The sequence below is a fragment of the Pantoea sp. EKM103V genome (assembly GCF_011800365.1).
Lineage (GTDB): Bacteria > Pseudomonadota > Gammaproteobacteria > Enterobacterales > Enterobacteriaceae > Pantoea > Pantoea anthophila.
Genome location: NZ_JAALFQ010000001.1, coordinates 135,136 through 158,064, shown reverse-complemented (window position 1 = coordinate 158,064; position 22,929 = coordinate 135,136). Strand labels below are relative to the sequence as shown.

Annotated in this window: 19 protein-coding genes; 6 read left to right on the top strand and 13 right to left on the bottom strand. The window is 55.6% G+C overall.

Features of this window, described 5'->3' with window-relative positions; all coding sequences use genetic code 11:
* Window positions 1-97 precede the first annotated feature (97 nt).
* From HFD97_RS00770 to HFD97_RS00760, 3 genes are read right to left on the bottom strand one after another with little or no spacing between them, the layout of a single operon-like run.
* Window positions 98-1,873, bottom strand: coding sequence for a SmdB family multidrug efflux ABC transporter permease/ATP-binding protein (locus HFD97_RS00770; protein ID WP_009091682.1), 1,776 nt, complete (start codon window positions 1,871-1,873; stop codon window positions 98-100).
* Window positions 1,866-3,635, bottom strand: coding sequence for a SmdA family multidrug ABC transporter permease/ATP-binding protein (locus HFD97_RS00765; RefSeq protein WP_167431161.1), 1,770 nt, complete (start codon window positions 3,633-3,635; stop codon window positions 1,866-1,868). The genes HFD97_RS00770 and HFD97_RS00765 overlap by 8 nt, the downstream gene beginning before the upstream one ends.
* A 16-nt stretch (window positions 3,636-3,651) precedes the next feature.
* Window positions 3,652-4,122, bottom strand: a complete 471-nt coding sequence (locus HFD97_RS00760; protein ID WP_154928011.1) for an Lrp/AsnC family transcriptional regulator — start codon at window positions 4,120-4,122, stop codon at window positions 3,652-3,654.
* 116 nt (window positions 4,123-4,238) lie between these two features.
* Between HFD97_RS00760 and HFD97_RS00755 the strand changes: the two genes are divergently transcribed.
* Entirely contained in the window at window positions 4,239-5,273 is a 1,035-nt protein-coding gene (locus HFD97_RS00755) for a PLP-dependent cysteine synthase family protein (protein ID WP_167431162.1), read from the top strand.
* Window positions 5,274-5,307: 34 nt separating this feature from the next.
* On the opposite strand, the gene cof is transcribed toward HFD97_RS00755, so the two are convergent.
* Entirely contained in the window at window positions 5,308-6,129 is an 822-nt protein-coding gene (cof, locus tag HFD97_RS00750; protein WP_167431163.1) for an HMP-PP phosphatase, read from the bottom strand.
* Window positions 6,130-6,222: 93 nt separating this feature from the next.
* Here cof and HFD97_RS00745 point away from each other — a divergent pair, with 93 nt between their 5' ends.
* Together HFD97_RS00745 and queC are read left to right on the top strand one after the other, a co-directional pair.
* Window positions 6,223-7,941, top strand: a complete 1,719-nt coding sequence (locus HFD97_RS00745; RefSeq protein ID WP_167431164.1) for an SgrR family transcriptional regulator — start codon at window positions 6,223-6,225, stop codon at window positions 7,939-7,941.
* 41 nt (window positions 7,942-7,982) lie between these two features.
* The gene (gene queC, locus HFD97_RS00740) at window positions 7,983-8,678 is read left to right on the top strand and encodes a 7-cyano-7-deazaguanine synthase QueC (protein WP_167431165.1); all 696 of its coding nucleotides are present in this window, start codon (window positions 7,983-7,985) and stop codon (window positions 8,676-8,678) included.
* A gap of 47 nt (window positions 8,679-8,725) precedes the next feature.
* Here the strand turns inward: queC and HFD97_RS00735 are convergent, their stop codons facing one another.
* The 9 genes from HFD97_RS00735 to bolA form a co-directional block, all read right to left on the bottom strand.
* Window positions 8,726-9,124: a thioesterase family protein gene (locus HFD97_RS00735; protein WP_009091695.1), complete on the bottom strand. Its 399-nt coding sequence runs from the start codon at window positions 9,122-9,124 to the stop codon at window positions 8,726-8,728.
* 97 nt (window positions 9,125-9,221) lie between these two features.
* On the bottom strand, window positions 9,222-9,575 hold the full coding sequence (locus tag HFD97_RS00730; protein WP_167431166.1) for a helix-hairpin-helix domain-containing protein: 354 nt from the start codon (window positions 9,573-9,575) through the stop codon (window positions 9,222-9,224).
* Between the two features lie 140 nt (window positions 9,576-9,715).
* Complete coding sequence (gene ppiD, locus HFD97_RS00725) at window positions 9,716-11,584, bottom strand: peptidylprolyl isomerase (protein WP_046101356.1); 1,869 nt, start codon at window positions 11,582-11,584, stop codon at window positions 9,716-9,718.
* 247 nt (window positions 11,585-11,831) lie between these two features.
* Entirely contained in the window at window positions 11,832-12,104 is a 273-nt protein-coding gene (hupB, locus tag HFD97_RS00720; protein ID WP_009091701.1) for a nucleoid-associated protein HU-beta, read from the bottom strand.
* Between the two features lie 215 nt (window positions 12,105-12,319).
* On the bottom strand, window positions 12,320-14,674 hold the full coding sequence (gene lon / locus HFD97_RS00715; protein ID WP_046101355.1) for an endopeptidase La: 2,355 nt from the start codon (window positions 14,672-14,674) through the stop codon (window positions 12,320-12,322).
* Between the two features lie 186 nt (window positions 14,675-14,860).
* Window positions 14,861-16,132 carry an ATP-dependent protease ATP-binding subunit ClpX gene (gene clpX / locus HFD97_RS00710; protein WP_009091705.1) on the bottom strand — a complete coding sequence of 424 codons (1,272 nt, stop codon included), beginning with the start codon at window positions 16,130-16,132 and terminating at the stop codon, window positions 14,861-14,863.
* A gap of 134 nt (window positions 16,133-16,266) precedes the next feature.
* Entirely contained in the window at window positions 16,267-16,890 is a 624-nt protein-coding gene (gene clpP / locus HFD97_RS00705; protein ID WP_009091707.1) for an ATP-dependent Clp endopeptidase proteolytic subunit ClpP, read from the bottom strand.
* A gap of 335 nt (window positions 16,891-17,225) precedes the next feature.
* Complete coding sequence (gene tig, locus HFD97_RS00700; protein ID WP_009091709.1) at window positions 17,226-18,530, bottom strand: trigger factor; 1,305 nt, start codon at window positions 18,528-18,530, stop codon at window positions 17,226-17,228.
* 293 nt (window positions 18,531-18,823) lie between these two features.
* Entirely contained in the window at window positions 18,824-19,138 is a 315-nt protein-coding gene (bolA, locus tag HFD97_RS00695) for a transcriptional regulator BolA (protein ID WP_008924895.1), read from the bottom strand.
* A 286-nt stretch (window positions 19,139-19,424) separates the two neighbouring features.
* Here bolA and HFD97_RS00690 point away from each other — a divergent pair, with 286 nt between their 5' ends.
* The 3 genes from HFD97_RS00690 to cyoA all read left to right on the top strand — a co-directional run bounded on the left by HFD97_RS00690 (window position 19,425) and on the right by cyoA (window position 22,926).
* On the top strand, window positions 19,425-20,003 hold the full coding sequence (locus HFD97_RS00690; protein ID WP_009091711.1) for a lipoprotein: 579 nt from the start codon (window positions 19,425-19,427) through the stop codon (window positions 20,001-20,003).
* Between the two features lie 61 nt (window positions 20,004-20,064).
* Window positions 20,065-21,555: a muropeptide MFS transporter AmpG gene (ampG, locus tag HFD97_RS00685; RefSeq protein WP_140923312.1), complete on the top strand. Its 1,491-nt coding sequence runs from the start codon at window positions 20,065-20,067 to the stop codon at window positions 21,553-21,555.
* 444 nt (window positions 21,556-21,999) lie between these two features.
* The gene (cyoA, locus tag HFD97_RS00680; protein ID WP_046101354.1) at window positions 22,000-22,926 is read left to right on the top strand and encodes a cytochrome o ubiquinol oxidase subunit II; all 927 of its coding nucleotides are present in this window, start codon (window positions 22,000-22,002) and stop codon (window positions 22,924-22,926) included.
* Window positions 22,927-22,929 lie beyond the last annotated feature (3 nt).

The following is a 22,929-nucleotide window of genomic DNA, read 5'->3' as shown; positions in this document are numbered from 1 at the left end:
GGTCAGCGCATCGGGATGCACTCCTTTGGTGCTTCAGGCGTCAAAGGAGTGCATTTATACAGATTAGTCCGATAAAACTGCGCAAAAAAGGTGCAGGTCAGGCTTCCGCGGTGGCAGGCACGCCCGACGCGAGATCATCCCCGGCCTGCTGAAGCTGATACATCTGCCAGTAGCGGCCCTGCATCGCCAGCAGTTGCTGGTGCGTGCCCTGCTCGACCACCCGGCCGCGATGGAGGACCAGGATTTTGTCGGCGTCGATAATGGTGGAGAGACGGTGAGCAATTACCACCAGCGTGCTGTGCTGACGCAGTCTGGCCAGCGTCTGCTGAATCGCCTGTTCCGTGCCGGAGTCAATATTGGCCGTTGCTTCGTCCAGAATAAGTATCTGCGGCAGATCGACCAGCACCCGCGCCAGCGCCAGCAGCTGCTTCTGCCCGACAGACAGGTTATTCCCCTGCTCACCCAGCCGGGTGTGAATCCCCTCCGGCAGAGCCTGCGCCAGGGGCGCCAGCCGGACCTGTTCCAGCACCGTCCAGACCGCCTCTTCGCTGATATCACGGCCCAGCCGGACATTGGCCAGCAGCGTATCCGCCAGCACCACCGGGTCCTGCTGCACCATGGCGATCCCGTGTCGCAGCACGCTATGGCTCAGATCCCCAATCGGCCGGTCATCAATGCGGATCTCACCGCGCGTCACCGGGTAGTAGCCCATTAGCAGGTTTGCCAGCGTGCTTTTGCCGCTGCCGGTATGTCCGACCAGCGCCACAAATTCGCGCGGCGCCACCTCAAGATTAATGTCACTGAGTACATCGCGGTTTTCACGGTAGGCGAAGCTCAGATTGTTCAGCGAAATGCGGCCGGAAGCCAGTGGCTGCTGACTGTCGCCATACTGCTGCTGCGCGGCATCCATGAGTTCGAAGATGCGCTCACCGGAGACCACCGCCTGCTGCAACATCGACTGCTGTGTGGTCAGCTCAATCAGCGGCTCATTCAGGCGTCCCAGATAGGTGATGAAGGCATAAAGCACACCGACTTCAAAAACGCCGGGCACAGAGAAGCTGAACAGGACCAGCAGGCCGCACAGCACCATTGCGGAAAAGAGGCTCAGCAACGGGCGCAGCAGAAAGCCGTCGAGACGCAGCGTTTCCATCCGCGCCAGGTAGTGAGAGCGACTGGCCTCGCCCATCCGCTCGCCGAAGCGGGCCTGCTGACGAAACTGCTGGATCACGCTCATGCCGCTGATCACTTCGTTAAAGCCGTTGTTGATGTCGGCCAGATAACCGCGAACCCGGCGGGCAATTGGTGTACTGAAGCGCTGATAGATCACCATCACCATCAGCACCAGCGGGAAGATCATCATCGCCACCAGCGCCATGCGCCAGTCAAGGCTGAACATCGCCACCATCATGGCCCCAACCAGCGCGGCACTGCGCAGCACGGTTGAGACCACCGTGACGTAGAGATCGCGGATGACTTCGGTGTCATTCGTCACGCGTGAAATAATCTGACCGACCGGCTGGGTATCAAAGGCGCTCAGCGGCTGGCAGAGCGCGGCATTCATCACATCGCTGCGTAACCGCTGCACCACGCCGATCGCCGCCCGGTTGAATAACAGCGCCTGCCAGTAGTGGAGCGCGGCGGCCAGTAGCTGAAGCAGAATGAAACTGACCAGCAGGCCAGCGACCAGCCCCCAGGGCATCTGATGTTTCGCCACCAGATTGTCGATAAAGTAGCTGACCAGCACCGGTCCGGTCACTTCAGCAGCGGCCGCGATCCAGAGCAGGCCGACGGCCAGCGACAGGGATTTACGCCAGGGCTTACCGTAGCTCAGCAGGCGCTTCAGGGTAGGCCACAAGCGGGCAGACTTAGCCATGCGGCACTCCTTTCTCATTTTCATCATCATCCAGTGCGGCTTCCAGCTGCTGATAACGGAACATATCCCGATACCAGCCGGGCGTTCCGCTCAGCGTATCGTGGTCGCCGCGCTGAGCGACGCTGCCCTGCTGCATCACCAGAATTTCGCTGGCTTCCGTCAGCGCCGATAAGCGGTGCGCGCTGATAATCAGCGTGCGTCCCTCTCCCCAGATGCGCAGGTTATGCAGAATTTCATGTTCGGTTCGGCCATCCACCGCAGAAAGCGCGTCATCCAGAATCAGGATTTCGGCATTCAGCAGCAGAGCCCGGGCAATGGAAAGGCGCTGCTTCTGTCCCCCGGAGAGCATCACACCCCGCTCCCCGACTTCCGTTTCATAACCCTGTGGCAGACGCAGGATATCGTCATGTACGCAGGCGAGCCTGGCGGCCTGTTCGATCTCCAGCCGGGACGCGCCCGGTTTCCCCAGCGCAATGTTACTGGCCACGCTGTCAGAGAAGAGGAACGGCGTCTGGCTGACCACCGCCAGACGGCTGCGCCAGCTGTCGAGCCGCAGCTGCGGCAGCGGGATCTGGTGGTAGCGGATATCCCCCTGCTGAATGTCAAAGTGGCGCTGAATCAGGCTGAGCAGCGTGCTTTTGCCGCTGCCGGTCGGGCCGCACAGTCCCAGCATCTCACCGGGTTTCAGCTGAAAGTAGACATCGCTTAACACCGGCGCCGTGCTGGCCGGATAGTGAAAGGCTCGAATCGCCACCTGAAGCGTTCCGGGGTCAGGCGGCAGCGTTTTGTCACCATCTTCCACCGCCGGTGCTTCCGCCAGCAGCGCGCCGATGCGGCTCCACGCGGCACTGCCGCGTTCGACAATATTAAACATCCAGGCCAGCGCCAGCATGGGCCAGATCATCAGGCCGAGATACATCACGAAACTGGTGAGCTGACCCAGCGTCATCTGATCATGCCACACCAGCCAGCTGCCGCCGCCAATCGCCAGCAGGTTTGAAAAGCCGATGGCGATATAGATAGTGGGATCGAAACGGGCATCAACCCGCGCTACGCGCAGGTTTTTCTCACCGGTGTCGCGGGCGATAGCGGAAAACTGCTGTGACTGATGCTGCTCAAGCCCAAAGGCTTTGATCATGCGGATGCTGGTCAGGCTCTCCTGCGTCTGATCGTTAAGGCTGGAAAAGGCTGCCTGAGCCAGCTTAAAGCGATCGTGCAGTTGATTACCGTAACGATGGATGACGATCGCCATCACCGGCATCGGCACCAGCGAGAGCAGCGTCAGCTGCCAGCTGATCTGGGTACTCATCACCAGCAGCACGCCACAGCCCATAACCAGCGAGTCCACCAGCGTCAGCACCCCTTCCCCGGCAGCAAACACCACCCGATCCACGTCGTTAGTGGCGCGCGCAATCAGGTCACCCGTGCGATGGCGCAGATAAAATGCCGGTTGCTGACGACTCAGCTGACGATAAAAATCTTCACGCAGCTCAACCGCCAGCTGGTAGGAGGCGCCAAACAGCAGCACGCGCCAGACATAGCGCAGCAGATAGACCACGACCGCCGTTGCCAGCATGATCCCAATCCACATCATGATGCGACCGGTACTCATGGTGTCGCCTGTCACGCCGTCAACAATGATCCCCACCACATGCGGCGGCAGCAACTGCAGAACAGCAATAACAATCAGCAGGATGACCGCTCCCAGATAGCGTCGCCACTCCCGCAAAAAATACCAACTTAACTGACTGAATAATCGCACAGCGCTGTTCTCAATCTCAGGCCCCCAGAGGGGCAACGGGTAAAGCCGTGGTGTATTTAATCTCTTCCATGGCGAAGCTGGAGGTCACATCGATCAGGCCGGGCACGCCGTTGACTAATCGCTTATAGAAAGCATCATAGCTTTTCATGTCGGCCACCTGAATGCGCAGCAGGTAGTCATACTCGCCTGCCATGCGGTAAAAGGCCATCACCTCCGGCATGCTATTGACCACCGAGACAAAGGCCTGATACCAGTCACGGCTGTGCTGCTGGGTTTTAACAAACATAAACGCCGTCAGTGACAGGCCGATTTTGTCACCGTCCAGTAACGCCACCCGCGCGCGAATAATGCCATCATCTTCCAGTTTTTTCAGTCGCTTCCAGCAGGGGGTGGTCGTGAGATTGACGGCATCTGCCAGTGCCTGCAGCGACAGCGTGCAGTCCTGCTGCAGCAGCGCAAGCAGCTTAAGGTCAGTTTTGTCTAACATTCGCGCCTCCGGGAGAATCATTTTCTCCATTAACGCGATTTTAGCGGTAATTTTGCAATCTCTTTTTCCTGCACGTGCCATAAAATAGCCGGACTGTTTATAACCGGATGACTGAGATGCAGACCTGCTGGATTCGCCACGCTATCAACGAAATTACCGCCGATTTTCAGCGATCGGCCGAGACGCATCTGATCCGTTTCGATCTGGCGGATTTTCCCGGCATCTGGTTCTACCTGAAAGATGAGAGTACCCATCCCAGCGGCAGCCTGAAGCATCGCCTGGCGCGCTCCCTGTTTCTTTATGGCCTCTCTAACGGCTGGATTAAACAGGATACGCCGATTATTGAAGCCTCGTCAGGCAGCACGGCTGTTTCTGAGGCCTACTTCGCACGGCTGCTGGGACTGCCCTTCATTGCGGTGATGCCAGCCAGTACGGCAAAACGGAAAATTGAGCAGATCGCCTTTTATGGCGGGCGGTGTCATTTTGTCGAGGATCCCTGCCAGCTCTACGCGGAATCTGAGCGGCTGGCGCGTGAACTGAACGGCCACTTTATGGATCAGTTTACCTATGCTGAGCGTGCAACGGACTGGCGCGGCAATAATAACATCGCGGAGAGCATTTTCCGTCAGATGCAGCATGAACCCTATCCGATCCCTCATACGGTGATTATGAGTGCGGGCACCGGCGGCACCTCCGCCACGCTGGGGCGCTATATCCGCTATCAGGGACTCGAAACGAAACTGCTGGTGGTCGATCCCCAGCACTCGGTGTTTTTCGATTACTGGCAGCAGCGTGATGCCACCCTGACCAGCACCCGTGGCAGCCTGATCGAGGGGATTGGCCGTCCGCGGGTCGAGCCATCATTTATGCCCGATGTGATTGACGAAATGATCAAAGTGCCGGACGGCGCAACGCTGGCCGCGATGCTGAAACTGGAAAAGATTCTGGGACGCAAGCCGGGTGCCTCTACCGGCACCAACTTCTGGGGCATGATGCAGGTGGCGAAACGCTTACGGGCGGCAAATCAGTCGGGCGCGCTGGTCACGCTGTTATGTGACAGTGGTGAACGCTATCCCGACAGCTACTATCAGCCGGAATGGGTGGCAAAACATATCGGTGATATCACGCCGTGGCAGCGCGAGCTGGCGTAAAAAACCGGACTTCCAGTCCGGTTCACGGCAATCCTCAGCATTCGGGGGAATACGCGAGGTGGGGTGTCGCCAGCCAGTGATTCAAATAATGGGACACCGCCTGTGTCCCGCAATGCCCTAACACCGGCAGATGCGGAAGCGCCCTCTTTAACTGCGCCATCGCATTGCCCATGATGAAACCCTGCCCGGCCTGAGCCAGCATCTCGCGATCGTTCATCGCATCCCCGAATGCCATACACTCCGCCATGGTCAGGGAGAGGTGGTCACACAGCAGCGCCAGCGCGCTGCCCTTGTTGCAGTTTGCGGGCAACACTTCCAGACAATCCTCCGCAGAGAAACAGATGTTGACCTGATCGCCCAGCACGGCATCCAGCTGCGTTTTAAGCTGACACAGGTGCTGATGCCGATCGATGAAGCAGATTTTTGTTACCTGATGCGCGGGCAGCGTTTTAAGGTCGCACAGCTGATAACCAAATCCGCTCATCTGATGCGCCACCAGCAGTTCAGGCTGCGGCCGGTCGGTAAACCAGCCCTGGTCGTTAAAGATGTGCATCGTGGCAGTCGTCTCCCAGTGACGATGGATTACCTCTTCGGCGACGGCAGAAGGCAGATCGCATCCAAACAGCCGCGTACCCTGCCGGTCATGTATGCGGGTGCCATTCCCCGTGATAAGCCAGGCGGGCAGAATCATTTTTTCCCGCAGAATCTGCATCTCCAGCAGGTGGCGGCCCGTCGCCAGCGCGAGATGAAGACCCCGTAAATGTAACGCCTGAAGACTCTCCAGTGTCTGCTGTCCCAGCTGGTGATTCGGCAACAGCAATGTGCCATCCATATCGAACGCGGCTAAACGCATCATGACTCTCCTCCTGCTGAAAAGATGAGTCCCACTATTGCCTGTTAATTACGGAACTAATAGTGAATACTTTTAAAAAATTGTTCCGGGTTTATGATGCGCGAACTTCACCGTATTCATCAGTTTCAGCGCCTGTGGCAGCAGAGTCAGGGGGCGCCTCAGCAGACCTGCGTGGCGGAGATGGCCCGTCACTGCATCTGCAGCGAGCGTCATCTGCGCACGCTGCTGTCACACTGGCAGCAGGCGGGCTGGCTCAGCTGGCGGGGTGAAGCGGGCCGGGGTAAGCAGGGCCACGTCACTTTTCTGCGCACGCCTGAAGCGTTACGCCAGCAGCTGCTGCAACGGCAGCTCGATACCGGCGCGGCGGCAGACGCCTTGCAGCTGCTGGATCTGCCGCCGGAGCGGCTGATGACTCTGCTGCGGCCGATGATGGGGGGACAGTGGCAGAACGATACGCCGGTGCTGCGCATCCCCTACTATCGCCCGATGGAGAGCACAGCGCCGCATCAGATTACCGGTCGGGCTGAACAGCATCTGGTACGCCAGATCTACTCCGGCCTGACCCGCTTTGAGCAGGATGCACCGGTCGGCGATCTGGCTCATCACTGGCAGCACGATGAAACGGGATGTCACTGGCTATTCTGGTTACGGCCTCAGCTGAGGTGGCACAACGACGAGCCGGTTCAGGCGGAACAACTGGTGTCGCAGTTTCGTCAGCTGTTGCAGGAACCGCGCGTCGCACTGCTGCTGGCCGACGTGGAGAGCGTGGAAGCGCAGCATCCGCTGGCCCTGCGTTTTGTGCTGCGGCAACCTGATTTCTGGCTACCGCACCGGCTGGCACATCTGCTGTGCCTGCTGCCCCATCCCGATCATCCCGCCATCGGCAGCGGTCCGTGGAAACTGCGTCACTTCAGCCCTGAACTGGTCAGGATGGAGAGTCATGCGCAGTGGCACCTGCAGCGTCCACTGTTGCAGGCCGTGGAGTACTGGATTACGCCACAACTGTTCGACCCCCGCCTGGGCAGCAGCTGTCGTCATCCGGTGCAGATCGCCATCGGCGATGCCGCCGAGCTTAAGACGCTGCAACCGGTCAGCAACAGCATCAGTCTCGGTTTCTGCTATCTGCTCTGCCGCCCGCGTGACGGATTTACTGCCGAACAGGCGCGCTGCGTTTTCCATCTGATCCAGCAAAGCGGCATCGTCAGCCAGCTGCCTCTTGATGAAGGCTTAATTACGCCCAGCAACGAGCTGCTGCCTGGCTGGCCGGTGCCGCCGATCGAGGCAGTGCCTGGCCCCCTGCCCGCCACGCTGACACTCCACTATCAGCTGCCGGTTGAGCTGCATCAGATGGCGCAGGCGTTATGTGAATTACTCAGGCAGCATGGCTGTCACCTCCAGGTGTTTTTTCATCCGGTCAAAAGCTGGCAAACCATTCATCAGCTTGATGAGGCCGACCTGGTGATGGGCGATCGACTGATTGGCGATGCCCCGGTGTTTACACTGGCGAACTGGCTGGCACTGGACCCGCTGTGGCGGCCTCTGTCAGCGACCCTGCAGGGCAAAGCGGTACAGAGACAGCTGCTGGCTATCCAGCAGATTGCTGACGGTGAGGCCCGCTCCCGCGCGCTGCATCAGCTTTATCATCAGCTGATGACGGACGGCATTCTGCTGCCGCTGTTTAACTATCGCTACCAAATCTACGCGCCGCCCGGCGTCGAAGGGATTGAACTCAATGCGCTGGGCTGGTTCGATTTCAGCCGCGCATGGATTCCACCGCCGATTGATCCGCCGTGCAGCTGTTCAGCGGCGGAATGAGGCATTACCATAAGCGCAAAATTACTTATCAGGGAAATGCCATGAAACGCGCTGTTGTTGTTTTCAGCGGTGGACAAGATTCCACGACCTGCCTGGTTCAGGCTTTAGCACTTTATGATGAGGTGCACTGCGTCACCTTCGATTACGGACAACGCCATCGGGAAGAGATTGAGGTGGCCCGGGATCTGGCTATCAGGCTGGGTGCGCGCGCACATAAAGTGCTGGATGTCACCATGCTGAACGAACTCGCCGTCAGCAGCCTGACGCGCGATAGCATTCCGGTACCCGCCTACAATCCTGATGCCACCGGATTACCGAGTACTTTTGTGCCGGGTCGCAATATTCTCTTTCTGACGCTGGCCTCGGTTTATGCCTATCAGGTAGAGGCCGAAGCGGTGATCACGGGCGTCTGCGAAACCGATTTTTCCGGCTATCCCGATTGCCGCGATGAGTTTGTCAAAGCCATGAACCAGGCGGTCACGCTGGGCATGGCGCGCTCTCTCCGCTTCGAGACGCCGCTGATGTGGCTCAATAAGGCGGAAACCTGGGCGCTGGCGGACTACTGGCAGCAACTGCCGCTGATTCGCGAAGAGACGCTGACCTGCTATAACGGCGTGAAAGGAGACGGCTGCGGTGAGTGTGCAGCCTGTCATTTACGGGCCAACGGCTTGCAGGGTTATCTCAGCGATCGTGCGGGCGTGATGGCCGCAATGAAAGCAAAGAGCGGCCTTAACTGAGGCCGACAGTGATGGCGGCAGCGATCGGATTTGCCGCCTTTTTTCTCTCATGCCATCAGACGCATCAGTCGCTCCCGCAACGCCCCTTCCAGGGTGACCGCCTTCTGGGTGCGCAAATCGATGCAGACAAAGGTCAGCGCAGCATCGGCAACCACTGTTTCCTGGCCTGCCAGCAGCACCCGCTGCGCGATGACGCCACTCCTGCCATTTAACTGCGTAATCTCACTGTCGATGGTGAGTACGTCGCCCAGTACGGCCGGGCGACGGTAGTTGATGTTAATATTGACCACCACAAACGCCAGTTTCTGCTCCTGCAGCCAGTGGAATGCTTCAGCCTCTTCCAGCCATTGCCAGCGCGCCTCCTCAAGAAATTCAAGATAACGCGCATTGTTAACGTGCTGATAGACATCCAGATGGTAGCCGCGCACTTTTATCGTGGTCTGCATGGTCATGCTCTCCTGCTTTGGGTGAACTGGTTGGACCTGTTCACTTTAGCAGAGCCGCCGGTTCAGCGCGGGTTATGCATCACAGATGCGTACTGCCTCACAATTTCAGCCGGTCTGCATTACGTTCTATCAGCGCATTCCCGATCCCCGGCACTTCGCTGAGTTGCTGGATCGCGCTGAACGGTCCGTACTGTTCGCGATAGCTGACAATGGCCTGGGCCTTTTTCAGCCCCACGCCGTTCATCACGGCAGAGAGCTGTTCCGCCGTCGCATTGTTGATGCTGACCTGACCCGGCTGAGCAACGTCGCTGATCGCTTTTTCCGGCGCAGGCAATGCGTTCTGGCTGATGGACGTGCTGGCAGGATCGGGGGCCGCAGCGACGCTGCTGTGGCAGAACGCGCCGCCCAGCGCGAGTGAGAGATAGAGGGCAACGACTTCATGTTTAGCCATGCTGTGTTTCTCCTTGTGTGTAAACAGCAGCGACAGCGTGTCACGACGGTGCACAAGGCACAAAAGCGGGATTTCAGAAATGGAAAAGGCCGCGAATGCGGCCTTGGGTTATTACAGTGATTTCGCGGTTTCTGCGAGGCTTACTGCATTTGTGCGGCTGCGCCGTACTTGATTTTTGCCTCTTTGCGCAGATTTTGCAGTAACGCTTCAAAGGTCAGTTGGGCATTGTTCTGCGTGACACCTTTGACCATTTCATCAATCTGCGCCTGTGGCATGGTGCCGGTTTTCACCTTATCCACTGCCACCAGCACCACGTTGCCCTGCATATCTTCGCTCACGCCCCATGATGGTTTGTTATCCGCAGGCTGAGGCAGATTAAAGGCAGCCTGTGCCACCGGATCCTGCACGTTGCGATCGACCGTTTTACTGGCGCTCAGCGTCAGGCCTGCTGCGGTCAGCGCATCCTGCTTACCGGCTTTAAGCGCATCCAGCAGTTTGTCCGCCTGGGCTTTCGCCTGCTGCGTCGCTTTATCATGCTTCAGCGTGTCGGTGATCTGTGCCTTAACCTGATCCAGCGGTTTTACCGCTTCCGGTTTGTGATCGCTGATACGCAGCACAAAAGCGCGGTCGCCATCCACTGTGATGATATCGGAGTTATTACCCGGCGCACCGTTCTGTCCCACCAGGCCACCGTTGAAGATAGCCTGCTTCACCGGATCAAAGTTAAGCGCGTCTGGCAGTGAATCCTGACTGAACCAGCCGGTCTCCTGCGCCTTCAGACCGGAAGCCTGTTCGGCACCTGCCAGTGACTCATTATCGTTGCTCGCCGCTTCGCTGACTTTCTGCTGCAGTTTGTAGAAGGCATCAACGCCCTTCTCCTGCTTCACTTTCGCGGCAATCGCACTGTGAACGTCAGCCAGCGGCTTAACCTGCTCTGCCTGGATATCGTCAAGACGCACGACCAGGAAGCCTACTGACGATTTGATCACGCCCGACATCTGGCCTTTCTCTGTCAGGCCCGCATTTTTCAGCTCATCCGGCGTGGTTGACGGTTCCAGCCAGCCCATGTCGCCGCCCTTACGCGCGGAGATAGGGTCAATGGATTTTGCTTTTGCCACGTCCGCGAAAGAGGCGCCCGCTTTCAGCTGAGCCAGAACGGCATTAGCATCCGCTTCCGTTTTCGTCTGGATAACGCTGTAGCGGGTACGCTGTGGCTGCGTGTAGTCCGCTTTATGCTGATCGTACCAGGCCTGAATATCCGCCTCGCTGGCATCCTGCTGCATGCTGGCGGCATCCATCAGGATGTAGCTGACGCGGAACTGCTCTGGTGCCATAAAGCTGCTTTTATGCTGCTGATAATACTGGCTGATTTCGTCATCGGTGACGGTCTGTTTCGCCGCCAGCGCGTTCACATCCAGCGTCGCCTGACGGATATCACGCTGCTGTGACACCAGGTCCACCAGCCGGCTCGCTTCGCCTTTCAGCGTGAAGTCGGTATTGGCAACGGCATTGATCAGCTGTTGATTGGAGAGCTGTTTACGCAGCGCTTCAGCATACTGGTCAGCACTGAAACCCATGCTGCCGATCAGATTGAGGTATTTCGCATTATCGAATTTACCGTTGGTCTGAAAAGCCTGCTGGTTGAAGATAGCCTGTTTGACCTGATCGTCACTGATGCTGAGGTGGAGATCTTTGATATAGCTGTCAAGCAGCGCCCGGTCGATTAACTGAGACAGCGCCTGCTGACGCATCTGCTGCATGTAACCGTCGTTGCTGGCCAGCTGCGAGAACTGGTCACCCAGCATCTGCTGCTGACGGCTGCGTTCGCTGTTGAACGCCTGCTCCAGCTGCGCGCGGCTAATCTCCTGACCGTTTACTTTGGCCGCATAGTCGTTATTGCCGCCAATCAGATAGTTGCCAACGCCCGTCAGCACAAAGGAGAGGATAATCAGCCCCAAAATAATCTTGAGCACGACATGGTTCGACGCCGCGCGTAAATTGTCCATCATGGTATGGCAACACTCCGCTGTAGTGTGAATGTAAAGCCCGGTCGCCCTTCGCCTCTGGCTGGCGACTCACGCAACTGCTGGCTTAGCTGGCAGTATCAATCCGGTCCAGGTCCATCTAACGGCCCGATTTTCACCGATTAAAACAAAAAAGGCACATCTCATTGATGTGCCCGTATGTTACATGAGAACGCGTTCATCGTCCTCTCATCCACTGAAGAAAATGCGTCAATGAATCTGTTCGTTATTCTTAATTGACTGCGTCTTTCAAGGCTTTACCGGCACGGAAACCTGGTACTTTACCGGCCGGGATCGTGATCTCTTTACCGGTTTGCGGGTTGCGGCCAGTACGCGCAGCACGGTCACGTACAGAGAAAGTACCGAAACCGACCAGAGCCACTTCATCACCGTCTTTCAGCGCATCAGAAACAGAGCCCATAAATGCATCTAAAACACGTCCCGCTGCCGCTTTAGAAATGTCAGCATCAGCAGCAATTTTGTCGATCAATTGTGACTTATTCACTCTCTTCATCCCCTCTTTTATTATTTCACATCGTACCCCGGCTTCCCGCCAGGTACGAACGCGCAGCAAGTTATATCAAGCCTGTGGAGCCGAAACAACGGAATTTCTCTGAGAACGTCATGCCGGCAGCCACCTAAATTAGCGGCACAAAAAAAAGCTGGCAAGCGTCAATTGCCTTGCCAGCTTCGCTTTTTAACGGTTTATGCCGCTAATCACTATTTTGCTGTTGCGACCTGCATACCGTATGGCGCATTTTCCAGTGCCAGATTCAGCACCTCTTCAATGCGTTTCACCGGATGAATCGCCAGATCGGCAATCACGTTCTGAGGAATATCTTCCAGATCACGCTTGTTGTCGTCCGGGATCAGCACGGTTTTGATGCCACCACGGTGCGCGGCCAGCAGTTTCTCTTTCAGGCCGCCAATCGGCAGCACCTGACCACGCAGGGTGATCTCACCGGTCATCGCCACATCGGCGCGCACCGGGTTACCGGTCAGACAGGAGACCAGCGCGGTGCACATCGCGATACCGGCGCTTGGGCCATCTTTTGGCGTCGCGCCTTCTGGAACGTGAACGTGAATATCACGTTTTTCGTAGAAGTCACCATTGATGCCCAGCTTCTCGGCACGGGCACGCACCACGGTCAGCGCAGCCTGAATCGACTCCTGCATCACTTCACCCAGCGACCCCGTATAAGTCAGCTTGCCTTTACCCGGCACACAGGCGGTTTCGATGGTCAGCAGATCGCCGCCCACTTCGGTCCACGCCAGTCCGGTCACCTGACCGACGCGGTTTTCGCTGTCAGCACGGCCATAGTCGAAGCGCTGAACGCCCAGGAAATCCTTAAGGTTCTCGCCATCGATGGTGATGTGCTTTTTCGTCTTGTCCATCAGCAGTGACTTCACCGCTTTACGGCACAATTTCGACAGCTCACGCTCAAGGCTACGCACCCCGGCTTCGCGGGTGTAGTAGCGAATGATGCCGATGATGGCGCTGTCTTCAACCGTAATCTCACTGGCTTTCAGGGCGTTACGCTCAATCTGCTTCGGCAGCAGATGCTGCTTAGCGATGTTCAGTTTTTCATCTTCGGTGTAACCCGACAGACGAATCACTTCCATACGGTCAAGCAGCGGAGCCGGAATGTTCATGGAGTTCGACGTGGCCACGAACATCACATCGGAGAGGTCATAGTCGACTTCCAGATAGTGATCGTTGAACGCAATGTTCTGTTCCGGATCGAGGACTTCCAGCAGCGCCGACGCCGGATCGCCACGCATGTCAGAGGACATCTTGTCGATTTCATCCAGAAGGAACAGCGGGTTTTTCACCCCGACTTTTGCCATTTTCTGAATGAGTTTACCCGGCATTGAGCCGATGTAAGTCCGACGGTGACCACGGATTTCCGCTTCGTCACGCACGCCACCCAGTGCCATACGCACATATTTACGTCCGGTCGCTTTGGCGATCGACTGACCGAGGGACGTTTTACCTACCCCTGGCGGTCCGACCAGGCAGAGAATCGGCCCTTTGATTTTGCTGACGCGACTCTGAACCGCAAGATACTCGAGAATACGATCCTTCACGCGCTCCAGGCCGTAGTGATCGGTATCCAGTGTCTCCTGCGCTTTACGCAGGTCTTTCTTCACTTTGCTGCGTGCGTTCCACGGAACCTGCACCATCCAATCGATGTAGCCACGCACCACGGTCGCTTCCGCCGACATCGGAGACATCATTTTCAGCTTCTGCAGCTCAGCTTCGGCTTTCTCACGCGCCTCTTCCGGCATTTTTGCCGCGTCGATTTTGCGTTTTAACGCTTCATATTCGTCCGGCGCGTCATCCATCTCGCCCAGCTCTTTCTGAATCGCCTTCATCTGCTCGTTCAGATAGTACTCGCGCTGGCTCTTCTCCATCTGCTTTTTAACACGGTTGCGAATACGCTTCTCAACCTGCAGCAGATCGATTTCAGATTCCATCATCGCCATCAGATATTCCAGACGTTCGTTAACGTCGGACATCTCCAGCACAGACTGTTTGTCTGCCAGTTTCAGTGGCATATGTGCAGCAACGGTGTCGGCAAGGCGCGCCGCATCGTCAATATTGTTCAGTGAGGTCAGGACCTCAGGTGGGATCTTTTTATTCAGTTTGATGTAGCCTTCAAACTGGTTGATCGCCGTGCGCACCAGCACTTCCTGCTCGCGCTCTTCAATTTCCGGCGAAACCAGGTATTCAGCTTGTGCCACAAAATGGTCACCGTTATCGGCCAGCGTCGTGATATGGGCGCGCTGTAAACCTTCGACCAGAACTTTGACGGTGCCATCCGGCAGTTTCAGCATTTGCAACACTGATGCCACGGTCCCTACTGAAAAGAGATCGTTAATGCCAGGTTCATCCGTTGAAGCCTCTTTCTGTGCGACCAGCATGATTTTTTTATCATGATCCATTGCGGCTTCAAGGCACCGAATTGATTTTTCCCGGCCAACAAACAACGGAATTACCATGTGCGGATAAACCACCACGTCGCGCAGCGGCAACACGGGGATTTCAATGCGTTCAGAACGCTCAGGATTCATAGAGCTCTCTCTTTGTTTAATGTCCGCCAGGTGATGGGAACCGCATCAGGCAGGTATGCAGTTAAACCCACAGGTATCTGAGTATATGGGGATGATTGTCTGACATTCAACGTCACAGAGGCGAGAAAAGCAAAAGGGGAAACATTTTCCCCTTTTTTAAGATAACAATGTGGACGATCTGTTTAATTATTCGCCAGATGCCTGCGCTTCGTGCTTACCGTAAATCAGCATCGGTTCAGACTGACCGTCAATAACTGACTCATCAATCACTACTTTTTCGACGTCATCCATAGAAGGCAGGTCATACATCGTTTCCAGTAACGCACCTTCAACAATCGAACGCAGACCACGTGCACCGGTTTTACGTGACATCGCTTTTTTCGCGATAGCGGTTAATGCCTCGTCACGGAACTCCAGCTCAACGCCTTCCAGGTTGAACAGCGCCTGGTACTGTTTGGTCAGGGCGTTCTTCGGCTCACGCAGAATCTGAATCAGGGCTTCTTCACTCAGCTCGCTCAGGGTCGCCACAACAGGCAGACGGCCGATGAACTCAGGGATCAGACCAAATTTGATTAAATCTTCAGGTTCACACTGTGAAAGCAGTTCGCCTTCGCTGGCTTTCTGCGATTTCCCTTTCACGGTTGCGCCGAAGCCGATACCGGATCCGGTTTCAACACGCTGCGAGATCACTTTGTCCAGACCGGCGAATGCGCCGCCACAGATAAAGAGAATTTTAGAGGTATCAACCTGCAAAAATTCCTGCTGAGGATGCTTACGTCCGCCCTGCGGTGGAACCGCAGCCACAGTACCTTCAATCAGCTTCAGCAGCGCCTGCTGAACACCTTCGCCTGACACGTCACGGGTAATCGACGGGTTATCAGACTTACGTGAAATTTTATCGATTTCATCGATGTAGACGATGCCGCGCTGCGCTTTCTGCACGTCATAGTCACACTTCTGCAGCAGCTTCTGGATGATGTTTTCGACATCTTCCCCCACATAACCCGCTTCAGTCAGCGTGGTGGCGTCAGCCATGGTAAACGGCACATCCAGCAGGCGCGCCAGCGTCTCAGCCAGCAGCGTTTTACCACTACCGGTCGGACCAATCAGCAGAATGTTACTTTTGCCCAGCTCAATACCGTTGCTGGTATCGCCATTGCGCAGACGTTTGTAGTGGTTGTAAACCGCAACCGCCAGCACTTTCTTCGCTCTCTCCTGACCGATGACATAATCATCAAGGTGATGGCGAATTTCATGTGGGGTTGGCAACGCACTGCGTTCACGATGCGGGGCAACTTCTTTGATCTCTTCGCGAATGATGTCGTTGCACAGGTCAACACACTCATCGCAGATATACACTGACGGCCCGGCAATCAGCTTTCGCACTTCATGCTGGCTTTTGCCGCAAAAAGAGCAGTACAGCAACTTTCCTGAACCGTCTTTGCGCTTATCTGTCATCAGTTAACCTCTTCTTGTTCTCAGGCCGTACCTGCGTACGGCGCAGGCCGTGCAGTGACGGCCGAAATTCATTCAACCCATAATAGTACCGTTGTCCTGTTAACTATAGACCAGGGACAAGGGTAAGTCGGGTCTTATTGGCGATGAGTCAGAATTGAATCGACTAAGCCATACTCTACCGCTTCACTGGCAGAGAGGAAACGGTCACGCTCGGTGTCGCGCTCAATTTCTTCCAGCGATTTACCGGTGTGCTCAGCCATCAGCTCATTCATACGCTGTTTCACCTTCAGGATCTCGCGCGCATGGATTTCAATGTCTGACGCCTGGCCCTGATAGCCGCCCAGCGGCTGGTGGATCATGACGCGTGAGTTTGGCAGGCAGAAACGTTTACCTTTGGTCCCCGCGGTCAGCAGGAAAGCGCCCATGGAACAGGCCTGGCCCATGCAGATGGTGCTGACGTCCGGCTTGATGAACTTCATGGTGTCGTAAATCGACATGCCAGCCGTGATCACGCCGCCCGGTGAGTTAATGTAGAGATAGATATCTTTTTCCGGGTTTTCCGCTTCCAGAAACAGCATCTGCGCGACGATCAGATTCGCCATATGGTCTTCGACCTGGCCGGTCAGGAAGATCACACGCTCTTTCAGCAGACGGGAGTAAATGTCGTAAGAACGCTCACCACGCGAAGTCTGTTCAACAACCATTGGCACCAGCGCATTGTGCGGTGCAGTATATTCACGATCGCCACTGTATGACATTACCGTCTCCTGGATAAATTTCATTGGCAACATTCTGTACCGATTCTACGAAAGACGCGCGGGAAACTCCACGTCACGTCTCTTTCCGACACCTTCAGGACGGTTAATCAGCCAGCCTCACTCTTCTTCCTGCATACTCCCTATATCTGGGGATAGTGCACGCCTGTTTCAAGCATAACAATCTTTTCCCTGTTCGCTAACCCGGAAAAAGCGATGCGTGAATAATTTGCTGGTTAATTAAGCAAATAGAGGGGAAGAATCGCGTGCTGCGCGTCAAAACAAAAAAGCCCGCGACTTTTCAGTCGCGGGCTTAGCACATACCGTTAAAGGTCTGATCAGGCCTGAGCGGTCTGGTTCATCAGATCCTGGAAGTTGGTCTCTTTCTCGGTCACTTTCGCTTTCGCCAGGACCGCTTCAACCGCCTGCTCTTCCAGCGCAACGTTGCGCATGTTGTTCATCAGCTCGTTATTCTTGCTGTAGAACTCGATCACTTCCTGCGGATCTTCATACGCAGAAGCCATCTCTTCGATCATGGTGTTAACGCGTGCTTCATCCGCTTTCAGCTCATGGGTACGAATCACTTCGCCCAGCAGCAGGCCGACAACAACACGGCGTTTCGCCTGCTCTTCGAACAGTTCGCGAGGCAGTTCCAGCGCCTGCTGCTCGTTGCCACCAAAACGCTGTGCAGCCTGACGACGCAGAACGTCGATTTCGCTATCAACCAGCGCAGCAGGAACGTCGATTTCGTTAGCCGCAACCAGACCGTCGATCGCCTGTGATTTGATGCGGTTACGGATAGCGCCTTTCAGCTCACGATCCATGTTCTTACGGACTTCAGTGCGCAGACCGGCAACAGAACCATCTTCAACGCCGAAACGTTTGATGAACTCTTCAGTCAGTTCTGGCAGCTCGCGCGTTTCAACTTTCTTCAGCACGATCTCGAACTTCGCGTCTTTCCCTTTCAGGGTTTCTGCGTGGTAGTCGTCCGGGAATTTCACGTCAATGGTGAACGTCTCGCCCGCTTTATGACCCACGATGCCTTCTTCAAAGCCTGGGATCATGCGGCCCTGGCCCATGGCCAGAACGAAATCAGAGGCTTTGCCGCCTTCGAACTCTTCGCCGTCAACGGAACCGTTGAAGTCGAGGGTCGCGCGATCTTCTGCACCGGCCGCTGCGTCGCTTTCAATCCAGTTAGCCTGCTGCTTGCGCAGGGTATCCAGCATGGTGTCAACGTCAGCATCGGTAACTTCAACCAGAGGTTTTTCGACTTCGATGTTTTCCAGGCCTTTCAGCTCAACTTCCGGATACACTTCGAACTCAACCGCGTAGGTGAAATCCTGACCTTCTTTGTACTCGCCTGGCACGTAGTTAGGTGCGCCAGCCGGGTTGATTTTTTCTTTGATGATGGCGTCAACGAAGTTGCGCGTCATCAACTCGCCCAGCACGTCCTGGCGGACAGAAGCGCCGTAACGCTGTGCGACGATGTTCATCGGCACTTTGCCTTTACGGAAACCATCGATGCGAACTTTCCTGGCAACGTCAACCAGTTCTTTTTTTACTGCGCTTTCGATGCTGTCAGCAGCGACAGTAATCGTAATGCGACGGCCCAGGCCCTGAGTGGTTTCTACAGAAACTTGCATCTTGTTACCTCAAAAAATCACGTGCTCGGTCAACTTCAGACACCACACATCGTGAAATGCGCCGTATCCAACAACCGGGACGGCTTCCGTGAAGAGAACCTGATCCCTGTTACCAGAAGCGTCCCGAAGACATTCCGGAAAAATAGACGCAGCATTATAGCGGCATCGCTGGAATGAGTCGAGGATGGTAACTCACCACTTTTCAGCAGCTTTGCTGCTTTTTTGAGCCAGGGATCGCGTTTTTCGCTAAATAAACGAAAAAACGGCCCGCAGGCCGTTTCAGAGAAGGGAGATCAGGCGAGGGTTCCGGCCCCACGACAGTTCGGCGAAGCCAGCACGGTATCCTGCAATCCTTCCCACTCTTTCAGTGTGTAGGTGTGCAGGGCTAAGGCATGGACGCTGCCGGCGAGTTCTGCCGCCAGTTCGCCATAAATCAGACGGTGACGCGCCAGAAAGCGCTGGCCTGCAAAGCAGTCGCTGACAATGACCACTTTGAAGTGACTTTCGGAACCGGCAGGCACATTATGCCGGTAACTTTCGTCATGCACTTCCAGATGAGCTGGCTGAAATGCCACACGCAGCTTTTCTTCTATTTGTTCGCGGATCATGGCTATTACTCCTCAATGGCGAGCGCGGTGCCCCATCTCATTCAATCTTAGTCGCTTTTACTGCGCTTACCCGTCAGCCGACACGAAATATTCGCTCAGGCGTCGGCCAGCTTCCGGCGCGCATCATAACGCAGCTGAAACGAACAGCAAACAGACCCACCAGTGACCCCGCGCAAAACATCTTCAGAGACAATTTCCCCTGGCGCAGGGCTTTTTTCACTGCCGGGCAATGCTATGATGAACGCCATTTTTGCAAACCAACCCCCTGACACCAACGAGAAAAAGTATGTTGAAAAAACTGTTATTCCCCCTGTTGGCTGCGTTCATTTTAGCCGGCTGTGCAACCAGCAATAATACCCTTACCATTCAGCCTAAGATTGAGCTGCCACAGCGCGATCCGGGCCTGATGGCGGTCACCGTCAGCATCAACGGAGCCGATCAGCGTCAGGATCAGGCGCTGGCAAAAGTGAACCGTGACGGTCAGCTGGTGACCCTGACACCATCGCGCGACCTGCGTTTCCTGCTGCAGGAAGTGCTGGAGAAACAGATGACGGCACGTGGCTACATGGTGGGACCGAATGGCGCGGTCGATCTGCAGATCGTAGTGAACAACCTCTATGCTGACGTTACCCAGGGCAACGTGCGCTACAGCATCACCACCAAAGCGGACATCTCTATCATTGCTACCGCCAAAAACGGCAGCAAACAGGTTAAAAATTACCGCCAGACTTACAGCGTAGAAGGCGCGTTCAGCGCAACGAACCAGAAGATTACTAACGCGGTCAACGCCACCATGAGCGATGTCATCGCAGACATGGCACAGGACACCAGCGTCAACGACTTCATCAAACAGAACGCGCGTTAATTTCGCCTCTCCTCTGCCCGGCATGATGCCGGGCATCGTGTTTGTTACCGGCAGGATCCGCATGAACCACTATCTTCGCCTCTTCAGCCAGAAAAATGCCGCCGTACTGCTGCTGCTCGGTTTCGCCTCCGGCCTGCCGCTAGCCCTGACATCCGGCACGTTGCAGGCGTGGATGACGGTGGACAATGTCGATCTGAAAACCATCGGTTTCTTTTCGCTGGTCGGCCAGGCCTATGTCTTTAAGTTTCTCTGGTCGCCGATGATGGACCGCTACACGCCGCCGTTTCTGGGCCGGCGTCGCGGCTGGTTGTTGCTCAGCCAGCTGGCGCTGGTCGGGGGCATTGCGGCGATGGGGTTTCTGCAACCCAGCCGGGATCTGACCCTGATGGCGGCTCTGGCGGTGCTGATTGCCTTCTGCTCCGCCTCACAGGACATTGTCTTTGACGCCTGGAAAACCGATATTCTGCCACCTGAAGAGCGCGGCAGCGGCGCGGCGATAACCGTGCTGGGTTACCGGCTGGCGATGCTGATTTCAGGCGGGCTGGCGCTGTGGCTGGCTGACCGTTATCTCGGCTGGCAGGCGACCTACTGGCTGATGGCGCTGATGATGGTGCCAGGCATTATCGCCACGCTGATGGCGAGCGAGCCGGACACCCATATTTCCACGCCCCACTCTCTGCGTCAGGCTGTCGTCGACCCGCTGAAAGATTTCTTTCAGCGCAATAACGCCTGGCTGCTGATTACCCTGATTATTCTCTACAAGCTGGGCGATGCTTTTGCCGCCTCACTGACCACCACCTTTCTGATTCGCGGCGTCGGCTTTAATGCTGGCGATGTCGGTCTGGTTAACAAGACGCTGGGCCTGCTGGCGACCATCATTGGTGCGCTCTATGGAGGTGTCGTCATGCAGCGCCTGAGTCTGTTCCGGGCACTGATGATTTTCGGCCTGCTGCAGGCTGTCTCAAACTTCGGTTACTGGCTGCTGGCGGTGACGGATAAACAGCTGTGGAGCATGGCCAGCGCGGTTTTTGTGGAAAACCTCTGTGGCGGCATGGGCACCGCCGCCTTTGTGGCGCTGTTGATGACCCTCTGCAACAAATCGTTCTCCGCGACCCAGTTTGCCCTGCTGTCAGCGCTTTCTGCGGTGGGCCGGGTTTACGTCGGTCCGGCTGCGGGCTGGCTGGTTGAACTCTGGGGCTGGCCAGCCTTTTATGCCTTCACCGTCGTGGCGGGCGTGCCGGGTCTGTTGCTGCTGGCATTTTGCCGTCAGACGCTAAATCAGGTCGAGCAGAGTGGCAAATTCCTGACACGAAGCTACTATCCTCTTGGCTATCGCTGGACGAATCGTCTGTTTGCAGCAGGCTGTGGCGTGCTGGGACTCTGGCTGGTGGCGCTGGCGCTGGATGCGCTGGGGCTCACTGTGCTGGCTGCCCTGCTGTCACCTCTGTTTGGTACTGGCATGGTACTCGCGTTGCTGGCCGTATTGTCGGGTCTGCTGCTCGACTACCGGGCACTGAAACGAGCGCCTGCCCTGCCCGCGTCAGATGCTTAAGTGAAATCGATGGGTTAACGGCTGCGGCTTATTTTTTTGTCAACGGACCAGGCCGCCGTCATTTATCATCGCCTGTTATTTTTTGAAAATAAGAATATGGCCTGAGGAGGGGGAGCGGAAATACTAAAAACCGGTGAGCAATTACTTTAGTTAAATTTCATCACATAAATGATGCAGACTTGTTAAATATTTGGGCGTTAAAAGTAAGGGTTATTCCTTTCCCTGATTTTTTTGCGGTTACTTCCATTGGTTTTTGTTATATTGGTGCCAACTGCTTGTCTGCGTTAACTATTTGTCACCTGACGCAACATCTGTGACACCCTTAGCAAAAGGTGTCAACACGCATCTGACACATCCTTAAGCTGGTTTACACTGCATAAACCTTCCCGTAAAATGCGCGCACACTTAAACGACAATAGAGCCCTTTGTCATTGAGGTCGTTAAATGAGACTCAGTAAATACAATAAAAGTTTGGGGATTTTGTCATTAATTGCAGGCACTTTATTAATGAGTGGCTGCGATAGTGCATTGTTAAATCCCAAAGGACAGATTGCACTGGAGCAACGTTCGCTGATACTGACTGCCTTTGGCCTGATGTTGATCGTCGTTATCCCCGCAGTCCTGATGGCCGTGGTGTTTGCCTGGAAATATCGGGCATCCAACACGAATGCGAAGTACAGCCCTAACTGGTCACACTCTAACAAAGTGGAAGCCGTGGTCTGGACCATTCCGATCCTGATCATTCTCTTCCTCAGCGTGCTGACCTGGAAATCGACCCATGCACTGGAGCCCAGCAAACCGCTGCAATCTGATGTAAAACCGGTTGAGATCGATGTGGTTGCACTGGACTGGAAATGGCTGTTCATTTACCCGGAACAGGGTATTGCAACCGTGAACCAGATTGCCTTCCCGGCAAACACGCCAGTGAACTTCAAAATCACGTCTAACTCCGTCATGAACTCTTTCTTCATTCCAACGCTCGGCAGCCAGATTTATGCGATGGCCGGTATGCAGACCAAGCTGCATCTGATTGCGAATGAGCCAGGGACTTTCGACGGTATCTCTGCGAACTTCAGTGGTCGCGGTTTCTCTGGCATGAAGTTCAAAGCCATTGCAACCAAAGACGATGCGGAATTCCAGCAGTGGGTAGCAAAAGTTAAAGCAGCACCTAACACGCTGACCACCATGGAAGATTTCGAGAAAGTTGCTGTACCAAGCGAAAACCACCCGGTGGAATATTTCTCTTCAGCGAATCCTGAACTGTTCAAGCAAGTTATCGCTAAGTTCATGACCAGCCACGGGAAGATGGACATGCCTGAACATGAAGGTATGGACATGAGTCACGCCGCTTCCGCGGGAGCCGAGGAATAATAC